The organism is Ruminococcus sp. 8Y-12 (assembly GCF_058119865.1).
The window spans coordinates 553,480-567,099 of record NZ_CM176623.1 but is presented as its reverse complement, the minus strand read 5'-3'; the positions used below and the strand labels follow the sequence as shown (position 1 = coordinate 567,099).

General features: G+C 43.2%; 14 protein-coding genes and 1 tRNA gene. 2 read left to right on the top strand and 13 right to left on the bottom strand.

All coding sequences use genetic code 11. From position 1 onward, the window contains the following. Positions 1–170: 170 nt before the first annotated feature. On the bottom strand, positions 171–1,412 hold the full coding sequence (locus AC0THY_RS02130) for an IS4 family transposase (RefSeq protein WP_489992825.1): 1,242 nt from the start codon (positions 1,410–1,412) through the stop codon (positions 171–173). Positions 1,413–1,889: 477 nt separating this feature from the next. On the opposite strand from AC0THY_RS02130, the gene AC0THY_RS02125 reads away from it, so the two are divergent. Beyond that, a tRNA-Lys gene (locus AC0THY_RS02125) sits at positions 1,890–1,962 on the top strand. A 480-nt stretch (positions 1,963–2,442) separates the two neighbouring features. On the opposite strand, the gene AC0THY_RS02120 is transcribed toward AC0THY_RS02125, so the two are convergent. The 10 genes from AC0THY_RS02120 to AC0THY_RS02075 all read right to left on the bottom strand — a co-directional run bounded on the left by AC0THY_RS02120 (position 2,443) and on the right by AC0THY_RS02075 (position 9,493). Continuing rightward, positions 2,443–3,336 carry a tyrosine-type recombinase/integrase gene (locus AC0THY_RS02120; RefSeq protein ID WP_489992824.1) on the bottom strand — a complete coding sequence of 298 codons (894 nt, stop codon included), beginning with the start codon at positions 3,334–3,336 and terminating at the stop codon, positions 2,443–2,445. After that, a complete protein-coding gene (locus AC0THY_RS02115) occupies positions 3,333–4,145 on the bottom strand; it encodes a rolling circle replication-associated protein (protein WP_489992823.1) in 813 nt (270 codons plus the stop codon). The genes AC0THY_RS02120 and AC0THY_RS02115 overlap by 4 nt, the downstream gene beginning before the upstream one ends. Positions 4,146–4,359: 214 nt before the next feature. Next, entirely contained in the window at positions 4,360–5,019 is a 660-nt protein-coding gene (locus AC0THY_RS02110; protein WP_489992822.1) for a zonular occludens toxin domain-containing protein, read from the bottom strand. Between the two features lie 226 nt (positions 5,020–5,245). After that, entirely contained in the window at positions 5,246–6,859 is a 1,614-nt protein-coding gene (locus tag AC0THY_RS02105; RefSeq protein ID WP_489992821.1) for a hypothetical protein, read from the bottom strand. Positions 6,860–6,938: 79 nt separating this feature from the next. Further along, positions 6,939–7,097, bottom strand: coding sequence for a hypothetical protein (locus AC0THY_RS02100; protein WP_489992820.1), 159 nt, complete (start codon positions 7,095–7,097; stop codon positions 6,939–6,941). Between the two features lie 173 nt (positions 7,098–7,270). Next, positions 7,271–7,723: a hypothetical protein gene (locus tag AC0THY_RS02095; protein ID WP_489992819.1), complete on the bottom strand. Its 453-nt coding sequence runs from the start codon at positions 7,721–7,723 to the stop codon at positions 7,271–7,273. 9 nt (positions 7,724–7,732) lie between these two features. Then, positions 7,733–7,972 carry a hypothetical protein gene (locus tag AC0THY_RS02090; RefSeq protein WP_489992818.1) on the bottom strand — a complete coding sequence of 80 codons (240 nt, stop codon included), beginning with the start codon at positions 7,970–7,972 and terminating at the stop codon, positions 7,733–7,735. Between the two features lie 548 nt (positions 7,973–8,520). Beyond that, positions 8,521–8,784: a hypothetical protein gene (locus AC0THY_RS02085; RefSeq protein ID WP_489992817.1), complete on the bottom strand. Its 264-nt coding sequence runs from the start codon at positions 8,782–8,784 to the stop codon at positions 8,521–8,523. Between the two features lie 290 nt (positions 8,785–9,074). Then, positions 9,075–9,305: a hypothetical protein gene (locus AC0THY_RS02080; RefSeq protein ID WP_489992816.1), complete on the bottom strand. Its 231-nt coding sequence runs from the start codon at positions 9,303–9,305 to the stop codon at positions 9,075–9,077. Positions 9,306–9,310: 5 nt separating this feature from the next. After that, positions 9,311–9,493 (bottom strand): hypothetical protein, encoded by a 183-nt coding sequence (locus AC0THY_RS02075; RefSeq protein ID WP_489992815.1) that lies wholly within the window; start codon positions 9,491–9,493, stop codon positions 9,311–9,313. 149 nt (positions 9,494–9,642) lie between these two features. Between AC0THY_RS02075 and AC0THY_RS02070 the strand changes: the two genes are divergently transcribed. Beyond that, complete coding sequence (locus tag AC0THY_RS02070; protein WP_489992814.1) at positions 9,643–10,002, top strand: helix-turn-helix domain-containing protein; 360 nt, start codon at positions 9,643–9,645, stop codon at positions 10,000–10,002. A 275-nt stretch (positions 10,003–10,277) separates the two neighbouring features. Here AC0THY_RS02070 and AC0THY_RS02065 read toward each other — a convergent pair whose 3' ends face one another. Both AC0THY_RS02065 and AC0THY_RS02060 read right to left on the bottom strand, forming a co-directional pair. Next, positions 10,278–11,840 (bottom strand): response regulator transcription factor, encoded by a 1,563-nt coding sequence (locus AC0THY_RS02065; RefSeq protein ID WP_489992813.1) that lies wholly within the window; start codon positions 11,838–11,840, stop codon positions 10,278–10,280. Continuing rightward, positions 11,833–13,611 carry a sensor histidine kinase gene (locus AC0THY_RS02060; RefSeq protein ID WP_489992812.1) on the bottom strand — a complete coding sequence of 593 codons (1,779 nt, stop codon included), beginning with the start codon at positions 13,609–13,611 and terminating at the stop codon, positions 11,833–11,835. The genes AC0THY_RS02065 and AC0THY_RS02060 overlap by 8 nt, the downstream gene beginning before the upstream one ends. Positions 13,612–13,620: the final 9 nt, after the last annotated feature.

The following is a 13,620-nucleotide window of genomic DNA, read 5'->3' as shown; positions in this document are numbered from 1 at the left end:
TGTTTGCTCTATTTTAGGCGTTGTAGTGTTAACCAAATTTAAAGAGTACCTTGACAACTAAATAATGTACAAAAAATTTCGAATGACAAATCTAATAATTTAAGGTAAACTTAAAGAGACCAAGCGAAAAATACACAAGGCCTAAATAAAATTCATATTAGCGTGTGGTTTTATTTATGATTAAGAATGTATCTTTTCACTGTTCTTGGTCTCTTGCGCTCAGAATGTCGTCCGGGACGAATCGCTGAGCGCTTATTTTTTAGGACTTCCGACATCTTTTCCAGTATAGGTATCCTGGGGACAGCACCATACAACAGCACTACCATATTTTCACGCATTAGGTTTATCACCGCAGTTATGGATATCTGGTATACCCACTTACTCGCTTTCTTTTTTGTCCTTCTTTTTTCTGCTTCTCTTTTTAGCATTGCAGAAAGGTTTAATAAAAGCAGGCAGACGTAAAAATCCTGGCGTATCCCATCCGGACGGTATCCGGTAAACTTTTCCAGCTCTGTTTTATGTTTGATGTCTAGGTATTTTGTCTCAATACTCCAGCGCAGATGATATAAATGATAGAAGTCTTCCACTGTGTATCTGGGATCGAACAGGTTGGTGGCCAGATACTCTGTTTCCCCGGAGGGGAGATGGATTTTTAGGATTCTTTTTACAATGGAGTGGTTCCTGCTGTCTATAATGATGTTATCGTCTCCTTCCATATCCAGCACTGCCTTGGGGACGGCGCTCTGTAAACGGACTAGATATTGATATCCATGGTTTTTCAGGAACAGGTACATTTCCCTGGATGGGTATCCGCGGTCCAAAAGAATTAATTTTTTGGAACTGGTGAAAGAAGCGTCATCTGTTTTTTCAATCATGTCATAGCAGTCCTTTCGTTCAGAAGAAAACCGCCGTCCGATCACTGCATCTATAACGATATCATTTAAAACATCATAGAAAATAGAGGCAGAAGCAGAGGCATAAGTCTTTTGAGCATTTCCACAGGAGCCAAAGGTATCCCTGTTTTGGGGAGTATCCGGAAGAAGGAGGGAGGTGCCGTCAACAGCAAAAACGCGGTATCCATGCAGGGTGATCAGATCTTTTTCTATGCAGAAGCGTTTTGCCGACTGCCGAAACGCTGCATAAAAAGCCCCTGGATGGATCTTATAACGGGCTTTCGAAAAGGCCTGTGGTGAAAATACAGGTATGTCGCGGGAAGCTTTCATAAGAAAGGAAGACAGTTCTGTATGGAGCGAACGTTTTTGCGAAGAACAGATACAATAGAAAACCGTCTTAAAGTCCAGAATGCGTTTTCTGGAGAAAGCTTTTTCAGAAGTCCGGTTGTCCTTAATGAACTGAGGGTCGTCAAGTAACTGGTCCAATAATCCAAAGGTCTGATTTAAAGTATCAAACATAGGCACACCTCCTAATAGATGGTTATATAAGATGCATTGCACATCTTGGCTGCCATGTCAATACCTAAAGCAGAAATAAAACCAACAAAAATATCACTCGTTATTTGTGCATTATTTAGTTGTCAAGGTGCGTAATATCTAAAGTTGATGACATTGGCCTTCGCGTCCAAGTTTCCGTAAACGGTCATTTCCCCGCCGCTAAAAACGCACGTAAAATGTTTGCTTAGAGAGCTGCCAACGCCCGGGTGACTGTGTTCTGGAACCCAGAGATTTCCCAAAGCTTGTTAGAAAATCGCCTGAGTGGCACCATCTCCCGCCTACGGGAAACAGCTTCCCCTCTCAGCCAGTAACCCACCAGACCCCTCTGAACTATTACCAATTTTTGAAAAAAATAAAAAAATTTATAAAAAACACTTGCATTTTGTAAAACAATATAATATAATAGCTCTTGCGTTACGAAATATATAAATAGCAAATGCGCGATTAGCTCAGCTGGCAGAGCACCTGACTCTTAATCAGGGTGTCCAGGGTTCGAACCCCTGATCGCGCACTGAACACTGTTTTTGCGGAATGTAGGGCCGCGGGAGCGGTGTTTTTTTGTGCAAAAAAATAGCCGCATGTTACCCGTATATAGGTAATATGCGGCTATATCAAATTTATCTTTTCTTTTTGCAATAACCAACACTGCAATAATGTTGATTAGAATTACGATATTTCACCCAATATTTACAGTTTACACATTCTTTTTGCATCATAACACCCCCTCTATTTTATCCATCAAGTCACAAGCGGACTCTGAACATGTATACCCATCCAAACACTTGCGATTACGACATCTTGCATAAGTTTGCTTAGATTTTTTAGCCCATCTCCTCGAATGATCTATATACGCTACAAATACATAAACAACCGACACAAATACGACACAGGCAAAAGACTTATTACTACCTTTAAAATACGGATAAAATATACATAAGCACAATGCCAGATAACCATATCCAAAGAATAGATCATGTATCATATAATCACCTCACGATATCCCTATTTGATCCAAATGCGATATTTGCGTCTGCATGGCTATAAGCTGGTTTGCCATGTGTATATAACGCATTGTAGTTTGTAAGTCCTCATGACCCATTAAGACCATAAGGCGGTATGCATCTACCTGCCCATGCTGGCGGTATTGATCCAAGCAATAGTTAGTCGCAAAGTTATGTCTAAGCTTGTGAGAGCTAAACTCAAAAGGCAAGTTGCGGCCTATCTTATAGATCAACTGCCGGATCGCATTGCAGGTGATCCGATGACCATTACAATCTACAAACAAGTAATTACAATCATGCGGCACCTCTGCTAGATACAGCTTGATAAATCGCAAGCTATTATTACCCAATGGCACATACCGCTCTTTATCTCCTTTACCCCGCACCCGTATGTAAGCCTGATTGTAATGGACATCTGACTTGTCAAGCTGACACACCTCATTTTGTCTTAAGCCGCTATCCAGCATCAGAGCTATTACCGCACGATTGCGCAAAATCAACCACTCCTCACCAGATCGCACCGCCTGAAATATCTGGCATATCTCATCATTATCGTAGACATATACGACCTTTTTAGGCGATTTCGGAACCCGGATTTTACGAGCCATAAAATCAACAGCATACTCCTCCTCGCACCACCGCAAAAATATCTTGATATGCCTAATATACGTTGCCCTGGATGCCTGAGAGAGATCACGCTTATACAATGTCTCAAGATACTTATCTATGTCCTGGCGCGTCAAATCCTCCAAATACCGATTCTCATACATTTTGACAAACGGAAAAATAAACTCTGTATAGCATTTTACTGTTTTGCCTGATAACCCAGCCAAATGCCTACTTAATAAAAAGTCATTAAAAGCTTGTGTAAAAGGTATTATCATTCTGTATCCCCCTCCAAATGCTCATAATATGAGACCGCCCGGCGTGCCGGGCCAATCCAGTAATTTGTTGTCTTGAAATGCTGGATATCATCAGACACAAGCTCCTCGTGTAGCAGCACCGTGTCTTGATAGTCCATCATTATGGTAGTTTCCGCAGGAACATCCAAATTTCTGGAAGCCCAATATCTCCGCTTATTTTTGGTATTTTCCACCAACTCCTTTGTGCAGTACTTTGTTATATACTTTGTGACGGCCTCATTGACTGCAACTTTTGTTGCAGTTGACCATCCAAGCTTATACTTACCAAAATTGTAGATTGTGTCACCAGATCGGGTTACATGCCCACTGTCTACAATTTCAATGCCATCACACCCAGCAAAAAGCCCGTGAAAGTGATAGGCCCCATCTTTGTGCAACTCAGGCACCACCAAGTATTTAAAATCAGGCCCGCATAATGGGCGCATATGGTTAAGCCATTTACTCAATTTTTTTACGCAATCTGTATAATCATATCTATGTACTTTATTGGGATCAAAGGTTAAGGTCACGAAATATTCCCATTCATTCGCCCTGCTCAAATCATATATTTTTTGTTTCGCTCTTTTCATCGATACGCTCACGCTTCTTTCATGTTGTTTTTCTGCATCCTCAAATTCAAAGACCACCGGAACCATTACGCCCGGTTCAAAAGGCATTTCCGACATTTCTTGTCGCTCCGGCTTGCTTTTATCACCCGTATACACAGGATGGCTGTATATACGAGTCTGCACCTGACCATTTCCATAGTCTTTAACCTTGACATTATACATAGATACACCTTGCCTTTTATTCGATTTTCACACCCTTAGAGTGTCTCTGCAGGAAAGACACTAACATACCGATCAAGCCCGGTTAGTCCGTGATGGACGGAAAAGGGTGTTAAGTGTTGCTATAGTCAAGTAGGGCCGCCCGGCACGTGTCCGCCCTGCGGCTAACTATTGACATGCGCCTAGTTGGGGCCCCTGCCCCAAGCTCCGGCACAGGTCAATAGTTAGCCCGCAAGACCGTTGTATCAAATAGTCGGTAACTATCGTACAGCTTGTAATACCGTTTAGAGGCCCCCAAGCACTCCGTATGGTCTTTTTTACCCACAGACATACTTTTTACTACCACAATAAAAAAGTTACCTCCCAGGACCAAAGAAAGAAGCCAGCCGAAGGTCTTAAACTTTTTTAAATTACGATGCTCATAGTCCCATTCAAAAACCGCCCGGATCTGTTTGTCCACGAAAACTTTATCTTGCGAAATCAAGAGGAACTCAAAGCCAAATTTACGATGCTGAGTAAACATACTGATCCAGTCAGAACGGCCCTTAGTATTCCATGACCGAGAATTAAAAATAGTCTGACACTCATCGATAATAACAAGCGTCTGTTTCTCAATCATCTGCCCATCTGGTTGGCGTTTATGAAATTGTGAAGCATACCCCACAAGGCCACGTATGCCATATTTAAGCAACTCCTCATTAGTAACCATAATTACCTTGCCTAATTTATCTTGACGCCTCTTTTTGGCCCAAAAATTGTCATTGACCGGGAAATTTGCAATCACATTACGGCCTTTACGCACCCACTGATCAATCATCTTTGCGGCATGGAGACTCTTACCAGACCCAGGTTTGCCACTAAAAAAATATACAGACATAAAAACACCCCCTATTGTTTTATCTGTCCTATTGTTTTCCGGTAAATGTAATACAGACCCATACATATACCCCAGGACTCAAGCAAGCCCAAGAAAACGTCAAAAGGTATAAACCAGTTAACCATAGCCAAAAACGGTATCTCAGACAATTTGTCCACGTATGCGGCTATAGGTGACATAGGCAGTATAGATATAATGCCAGTCAATATATTAATTACAATGTCAATCACTCTAAATCCCCCCGATCAATCATCATTATAGTAAGCCGCACAAGAACAACCGCAAATATCAAGCTAAAAAACGTCCGACTTAATTTTGAGAGAGTTTCAAAGCGAGCAAAATCAACCTCAATCGTATGAGAAAATCCCATAGATTTAATTTCAAAAGGCACCTCAAATTTAGGAGTCTCTGGCGATCTTGCCAACGATTTAAATATCACGATCATATCCCAGGGCAAGCTGAACGGAAATCTTGTCTTACTCACATCCACCAACTTTGAAAAGCGGCCTGTTATATCAGCAACAGCATCCTCCACGGTATCCGTACCACCCATAATGCCGTCTACCAAGTCAGATACCAAATTGCCCAAGGCAGACCCCAAAAAGGCTCCAGCAGTAGATCCGCCACCACCAGGCTTGATTTTTTTAATAGCCTCGTGCATCTCTACAAGCTTGTCATAAATTTGTTGGAGGATATTATCATAATGCCCAGCATCCCCACCAGGCTCCGTCCCCGGTTCTGTTCCTGGCTCTGTCCCTGGCTCTGTTCCCGGCTCCGTCCCTGGCTCTGTTTCAGGATTCTGCATATCCTCAAACTCCTTTACCATCTCCGCAATACTCTTATCTATCATATCTTGCAGATCTGATTCGGATATCCCAGGGTTATTAACAACTTGATTATTAATTTTCTCATAATATTTCTTTTCAACATTTTCCGTCTTAGAGGCATCCACATAAACTTTAGGACTTATGTTAATACCACCGGACACAGAAAAATTATAAAATTTACTGCCAGCGTAATTTGACGATGTAGGATCACCATTTACATATCGATACAAAGATTCATAATCATAAAAAATCTTAAAAGGCTTTTGCCCATACACATACGCAAAATCCAAATCATTAAAAGTAGCCCAACAGCGAGAGTCATTTATTCTATAATCACTAAGATAAGAATAAATGTTCGACACATATTTTAAATATCCATCACGATCAGACGATCCTGGAGGCTTATCACTAGTCCCGGAAGATGATAGTAAATAACCATCAGAACCAACAAACATATAAGTGCCATCCGAAATATTACGATAGAGAAAAGGATTCTGACCCGAAAAAGCTGCAGACATTTCAGGTAGATTGACACCTATATAGATCTCAGTCGCCCTAGAATTTTTAGATAAGACCTCCCGAAAATGTGCCTCATATTGCGCATAAGAAGAATCCCATATACAAAATCTATTAATAGCATCATCAAAAGACAAATTAGGAGTCAAAATATAGTATCCATCTTGTGCGCTTAAAGATTCTTTAACAATGGCATACAGCTTTTGCAAATCCTCAGAAGACATCGTTACATCTTTACCAGTTCTATATTCTGCTTCATGATCTTTCACAAATTGATCCATAAAATCCTTATATTCCTGCTGGTTTTCCAAGTACGTATGTTGATCTTCGCTGACAAGACCAAATACAGACGCGATCACATATTTTGCCGTAGCATATCCCTGTACCAATATGTCTGTCCAACTATCCTCTGCACGCACCGTCAAAGCTAGTGGAGACAAAAGAGAGCAGATAAGCACCATAAATGCCATGCTCAGACAGACAAGCCTTTTTTTCAATAAAATCCCTCCTTTCTGCCCATTTTTGGGCATAAAAAGAGCGATACGGTTATAAATACCGTACCGCCCCCGGCCCACCTTAGTTTGCAACCGACTTAAAGAATCGGATGCCCAGCTTGACCGCAATGAACGTACCTGCAATAATGAGCGCTGGCGGAAGTGCCGCACTGATCAGTGACATTGCGTCGCCCTGAATAGTTGTTAATGCAGTAGTAAAAGCAGTTGAAATACCTTCCATGTACATACCTCCTTAATTTGTATTTTTTTTATTTATTTAAAAGGCTTAATGCCTTAAAAATAACATATCCAAGTAGGGCTAAAACAAAAAAGAATACAAAACCAGCCAACATACATATCGGAAACAAATCCGATGCTATGTAACGAATAATCTCCTCTGAATAAATACTCATGTTAAATCCTCCATATCTGGAAAAACAGCCCCACAGCTAATGCACCCACAAGTACGGACACAATAGCAAATATACCAAAATTTATAGAATTAGAAGCCTGTGAAAGCTCTATCATATCATTATTTAAATCCCTTATTTCCGTCATGGTCGGTTGATAGTCCATACTATCAAGACGACCACCAATATTGTCCAGCGACACCTGAATCCCTTGCAGGGCCTCTCTGTATAGCGGCTCCGTTTCTGTCTCAGCCTCAGTCCCCGGTTCTGCGTCTGCCGAAAACTGCGTTTCCGGTTCGCCTAGCAGAACCTCCTCCGAGGCTTCACTCACTTGAGAAGCCGCCAGAGTGTGTAAATCATCCTGGACAGTATCAAGCTTAGACGATATTCCACGCAAAACCTCAAGGATTTCGCCTTGTATATCAGACGTTTCAGTCTGTACAAGCATTTCATCCATGTTACCCTCCTATACAAACAATGCAATAATTACCAGACAGACCACCGCCGCTATAAGTAGCTTTTTGATTGTCTTTAGCGTTTTTATTTGCAGTTTTAAAGTCTCGTCAAGCTTAATTACCGCTTGTGTACGATAAAGAGCAAGTTGATCCGGTGAAGCCTGGGAAAGTTCCAGCACAGTATTCCACTGCTTTTCAGTAATATTATCAGAAGTTTCACCTCCGGTTTTTTCCTGTTTTAAAATCCCCATTCTGCACTACCTCCATTCTTATTTACGCCGATTTTTTACGGCTATATTTCAAAAAGCACTTCCTTGTCTCAAGCCATAGGATATGATTTTAGCGAAAAAGAGTAGAAAATCACTAGTTAAAAGCACTTCCTTGTCTCAGGCCATAGAATATGGCTTAACCGATAGTCTTTGCCCCGTGAGCAGTCGGCTTTCGCCCGGGGAAAAAGTCCTGGTACGGATTTTCCTCCCGGGCGAAAGCCGACTGCTCACGGGATGGAAGTTACTCTAAAAATTCCTTGTCTCAGGCCAGGATCATTAAGGCACCGCCCCCACTTACGGGGGGTTGACACATTTACGTTGTCAAGCGCACTACCATAAGCCTAAATGCATAATCAACCAAATGCCCGATCTGAGGCGGCGGAAGGCCCCAGGCAACCCGACAAGCTGACTCTACCGGGCATTTGCTTAAAGTTTCCCGGGTAATCAACACGCCCGACACGGGCGTGTTCACGGGTTTCTACGGCCCATGGGGCCTCCGGCTCCCGTGTTGGAGGGCCTAACCGCACACCTTAAGCCGTGGCCTTGTTAGCAAGCTTTACCTGCCGGGCCTCTGACAGCTTGATTGACTTATAAGTGTGATTATAGTCCAGGCACACATGCACAAGAGAGTAGGGCGGGAGAGCTTGCAAAACCGTAAATGCCGCATCTGAGCACGTACAATCAAGCGTATCCGTCCCCTGTGCAAACAGGGCCATCTTGTACACCTTTGTGGGGTCCTTCTTCCCCTGACGCTCCTCAAGTCCTATTAAGATCATTTCTCCATCCAGTTTCATAAAATCCTCACTTTCTGCCGTTACGGCTTATATATATTTTTTTGTTATTTACATCTTAAGCAAGGGCGGAAAGCCTCTTAAGGGACAGGCTTTTTTATCTCCCTTAAACCACGTCATGCCTTGTTACATGTCAATTTTTGGATCTAAGATTGTATACAGCAATCGCACAATGTCCGTATACTTATTCAGGTAGCCACCTGAAAACATTAGGCGGTTTTCCACTGTTTCCAGCCTATGGCCTTCATCATTTTTTCTTAAGTGCTCCATGCATTTCTCAAGATCTTCATTTTTTATTTGCAAACTAACACCCCCAAAACTAAATTACGGTAATGTCTTATCAAACGATTTCTTTCCGGCTCCGTCAAAATACCAATTCTAACCGAAAAATCGAGCAATCCTGTAAGCTGATCACAAAAAACTTTTGCCGATTCATAATCTTTTATTGCAACCCGCTTCTCAATAAGCCCAACTATTAAGTCAAATTCCCAATTAAAACACTCCCTTAATTCTTTTTTCTTCATACCTTTCACCCCTGCCTTCCCCAGCAAATTGCGTCATATTTCTCGTTAATATATCCAATTAGTTCACGAGATTTCAAATAGCTCATTTCGCCAGAACATAAAAGAGAATGAATCTCCATACGCACCTTGTCATAAGCCATTTTGTAGTCCATTTCCTCAAATAATTCGTCAATATACTCTTTATTCATCCTTTTCACCCTTGCCTTTCTGTGATATAATTTGTTATTAACTGTATAATTACTATCTCTATATTTAGTATTATATCACTATATTTAGGGATAGTCAAGTACTTTATTACTATTTTTAGAACTATTTTTGAACAAAAGAAAGGGGAAAAATGGAATACATAGAAAGACTATCGAAAATATTAGACGAGAAAAATATCACCGCCTATAAGCTATGCAAAGACCTAAATTTACCCAAAAACACTATAAATAATTGGAAAAATGGTTCGCTTCCCAAAATCGACAAATTTGCAGAAATTGTAAATTATTTAGAAATATCTCCATATTTTTTACTAGGAATTGAAAACAAAAATGAAGAATTTTGCATAACAGAACAAGAAAAAGAAATAATAAAAGCCTATAGAAACGTAAGCAAAGAAGTACAAAAAATAGTTAAAACCACTCTTGACATAAGCAAAAAATCAAAAGAAGATATACAGGTGGAAAGATCATCAGAATCCAAGACTGGCTAAAAAAAATAGGTGATATTGCCATTTTTTACCAGCTTACATAAAAAATCAGGTTGTCTTAAAATCCTTGTCAAATGCCCTAATTATGCGGCCTTTGCCACTAACGATAACTCTTAATCAGGGTGTCCAGGGTTCGAACCCCTGATCGCGCACTGAACACTGTTTTTGCGGAATGTAGGGCCGCGGGAGCGGTGTTTTTTTGCGCAAAAGGAAAAGTCCCGCAGCCATATTCTGCGGGACTCGTTTGTATATAAGAAAAATGTTAAGATGTTCTCGTGTCATGTGTTCTTCCGGTAATCTCCGGGTCTTCCCCCTGTAATCTTTTTAAAGATTGTAAAAAAGTAACTGATATTTGCAAATCCCACTGCCTCTGCTATGGCGGCGGTCTTCCAGGTGGTATTTTCCAGCAGTTGAATGGCTCTGGATATGCGGATCTTATTCAAATAATCTGAAAAGTACTCATTGGTCTCCAGTGCGAACTGACGTCCCAGGTAGGCAGCGTTGACCTCCATCTGGGCAGCCAGGGTTTTCAGGGAGAGGTTGATGTCCTGGTAGTTGTTCCGGACATGGTTCAGGGCATTCTGCACCAGGAAGGAGTAGGTGGGGCTGGAGGTCTCGCCTAACTGGTCCATGAGCGCGGCGAAAAACTGGAAGAGCTTCTCCTTAAGCTCTTTCAGGGAAAAGGCGGAACCGATAATGCGAAAGGCCTCCTTTTTCTGTACCTCAATGTCTGTGTTGGACAAGGGGGAGGACTTAAGCTCCTGCATGGTGCAGATAATGAACTCAATGAGCTGGTACTTGATGCTCTCCAGACTGGCGTCTGCGGCGGGGTAGAGGGCTTCCTTGAAATAGCTTGAGAGGAGGTCTTTCAGTGTCTGGCGGTCGCGGGATTTGAGACAGTGGGCAACGCTGGCATAGTCAAAGCTGTGGGGCGTGTCCCGCTCCAGCTGTTTTATGGTATCCTTTTGAAACAGGCTTTGCATGATCTCTTTGCGCTCCGCGTCCTGCAGACAGGTGATATAGGAGGCGGGCAGCTCGGGGACGCTGGAGGTGTTCAGGCTCAGAGAACGCACAATGGGCAGGGACAGATGTTCCTTCAGCTTTTCCGCGCAGGCCTTTAGCAGCTTTTCGTAGTCTTCATCCCGCAGACTGCACGCGTAATCTTTAAAGATGAGAACGAGATTGTCCGAAGTGTCGATGGCTGCGTAGCACTCACAGGTTTTCTGGCAGAGTTTTTCACATAGGCTGGCGGTGGAGAAGTCTGCACCTTTTGATTTATGGTCGCGGTCCGGATACAGGGGTTTTAGCAGGCCCACCCGCATATTGCTGCAGCGGAAAGTGAGGTTGACAAAACGACATTTTTCCCTCAGCTCCCGGGCGTCTATGCGGTTTGTGAGTATGCGGACCAGGATATCGTTGCGCAGGGCCAAAAGACTCTCCTGAAACTGCTGCTTCTGGGTATTGGTGTCATCCAAAATGCGGACAGTGGAGGCAATGGTGTTGGCCAGCTCCTCCTGGTCCACTGGCTTTAACAGATAGTTCACTGCCCCGTGCTGCATGGCGGTGCGCACGTACTCAAAATCATTGTAGCCGCTCAGAATGATAAATTTGGGGCAGTGTTTTAAGTGGGTGCACATCTCTATCAGCTCTAATCCGTTCATATTTGGCATATTGATATCAATCAGTGCGATATCGGGTTCCTGGGCTTTGATGTTCAGATACGCCTTCATACCATCCTCAGCCTCCGCCACAATCTCGATACCGTATACCTCCCATTCAATGATGTGTTTGAGTCCGGAGCGTATGAGGGGTTCGTCGTCAACAATGATCATCTTATACATATTTTTCCATCTCCTTTTTGTCAATTGCAGGAAGTGTAACAAGAACTGTGGTTCCGTTATACAGTCTGCTGTCTATGGTAAGTCCGTACTCCTTTCCGAATAAAAGCTGAATACGCATGTGAACATTCCGAAGAGCTACCCCGAAGGAGGAGTCTGTCCGGGTCCCCGCAATATGCTGCTGCAGATTCTTCAGTGTGTCATCAGAGATGCCGATCCCATTGTCCGAGACACTCAGCCTCAGAGTGTTCTCCCGTATCAGAAGGCTGATGCGGATGATCAGGGGTTCCCCGCTTTGGGGAATACCGTGGGTGAGTGCATTTTCCACAATAGGCTGAATGGTAAATTTGGGTATCCCCAGATAGAGAACCGAAGGGGGCACATCCATGAGGATGCACAGCTTGTCACCAAAACGGAATTTCTGCAGATCCAGATAATACTCTATGTAGTCAAGCTCATCCTCCAGATATACTATATCCTGATGGAATTGAATCATCCAGCGGAAAAGATTGCCAAGGTTCGCCAGCATGTCCGCCACCTCATAGTTTTCATCGTGCAATGCCTGCATACGGATACTCTCCAGGGTATTGGCGAGGAAATGGGGGTTGATCTGTGCCTGGAGCGCATAGAGCTCCGCGGTTCGCTGCTGTGTCTCCGCCAGATACGTCTTTTTGATGTAGGTATCCAGGGTTTCGCACATGGTGTTGAAGGTCTGGCTCAGGTAACCGATCTCATCGTCCGAGTTTACGGGAAGCCTGGTGTCAAAGTCCCCCTGGCTGATCAGATGCATGGCACTGGCAAGCTGAAAGAATCTTTTCTTATAATATTTGTGCAGCACAGCCACAATGACGGTCACTGCCAGGATGCTGGCGCAGGTCACAACGATGATCCTCTGCAGTACCCCGCGTATATTTTTCATCAGCTCCTCGTCCGATACCGCGCTTATGACCTTCAGGCCGGAGAGGCTGATGGACTTGTTGAGAATAATATCCTCCTCGGGGAGAAATCCTTTTTTGTAGCTGCGGCCCACATAGGAGGCGGTATTGGAGTAGATGATCTCAGAGTCCCCGTTGACAACCAGATATTCGCCGTCGGAGGCGGCATCGATTTCATTGTAGGTTTCATCAATGGACGCAGGTGAAAAGTTGATCATCAGATATCCGGTAATAATCTTTTTGGTTGGATAATTCATATCGTAGAGCTTGCCGATGAAAGTGAGTACACTGCTGCTCCCTTTGGAGGAGGGCAGGTATGGCGGAGAGGTGTCGTAGACTGTGGTGATGGTCTCCGGTGCCTCCTGGAAGGTTTTTATATAAGGAAGACTGCAGTAATCATAGGTGAGGTAGATGTTGCGCCCATTGGAGTTGGAGTAGGAAAAGGCGTTTGATCCGTCTGCTGTAAATAGAATGGTGTCCAGTATGGCGTGGTCTGAGTAACACAGGGCAGTGAGATAGTCCGTAATCTTCTCCAGGTTTCTCTGCAGATAGATATTGGAGGGCTGATCCCTGGTGGAGGAGATTACGTTTGCAATGTGGTCTGTGGAGTGGAGCAGGATTCTCTGATTATACAACATATTGTATTTGTCCTGCATGAAATTTTCGATGCGCTCCGCCGCTTCCCTGACCAGAAGACGGTCCTTGCTCTTCATGGTCTGACTGAAATGAACCAGCAGAAAAGAGCTGGAGATCAGGGAGCTGATGATAATCAGCGTAATGGTGGAGATAGAGATTTTGGAGAAGATGCTCATGTTTTCGAAATACTTTTTTAGTCTCATCTTACAAAA

Excerpts from the sequence above, each read along its gene's own strand:
- AC0THY_RS02130 (WP_489992825.1), bottom strand. The coding sequence starts at position 1,412 with ATGTTTGATACTTTAAATCAGACCTTTGGATTATTGGACCAGTTACTT.
- AC0THY_RS02120 (WP_489992824.1), bottom strand. The coding sequence starts at position 3,336 with ATGATAATACCTTTTACACAAGCTTTTAATGACTTTTTATTAAGTAGG.
- AC0THY_RS02115 (WP_489992823.1), bottom strand. The coding sequence starts at position 4,145 with ATGTATAATGTCAAGGTTAAAGACTATGGAAATGGTCAGGTGCAGACT.
- AC0THY_RS02110 (WP_489992822.1), bottom strand. The coding sequence starts at position 5,019 with ATGTCTGTATATTTTTTTAGTGGCAAACCTGGGTCTGGTAAGAGTCTC.
- AC0THY_RS02100 (WP_489992820.1), bottom strand. The coding sequence starts at position 7,097 with ATGGAAGGTATTTCAACTGCTTTTACTACTGCATTAACAACTATTCAG.
- AC0THY_RS02095 (WP_489992819.1), bottom strand. The coding sequence starts at position 7,723 with ATGGATGAAATGCTTGTACAGACTGAAACGTCTGATATACAAGGCGAA.
- AC0THY_RS02090 (WP_489992818.1), bottom strand. The coding sequence starts at position 7,972 with ATGGGGATTTTAAAACAGGAAAAAACCGGAGGTGAAACTTCTGATAAT.
- AC0THY_RS02085 (WP_489992817.1), bottom strand. The coding sequence starts at position 8,784 with ATGAAACTGGATGGAGAAATGATCTTAATAGGACTTGAGGAGCGTCAG.
- AC0THY_RS02080 (WP_489992816.1), bottom strand. The coding sequence starts at position 9,305 with ATGAAGAAAAAAGAATTAAGGGAGTGTTTTAATTGGGAATTTGACTTA.
- AC0THY_RS02075 (WP_489992815.1), bottom strand. The coding sequence starts at position 9,493 with ATGAATAAAGAGTATATTGACGAATTATTTGAGGAAATGGACTACAAA.
- AC0THY_RS02070 (WP_489992814.1), top strand. The coding sequence starts at position 9,643 with ATGGAATACATAGAAAGACTATCGAAAATATTAGACGAGAAAAATATC.
- AC0THY_RS02065 (WP_489992813.1), bottom strand. The coding sequence starts at position 11,840 with ATGTATAAGATGATCATTGTTGACGACGAACCCCTCATACGCTCCGGA.
- AC0THY_RS02060 (WP_489992812.1), bottom strand. The coding sequence starts at position 13,611 with ATGAGACTAAAAAAGTATTTCGAAAACATGAGCATCTTCTCCAAAATC.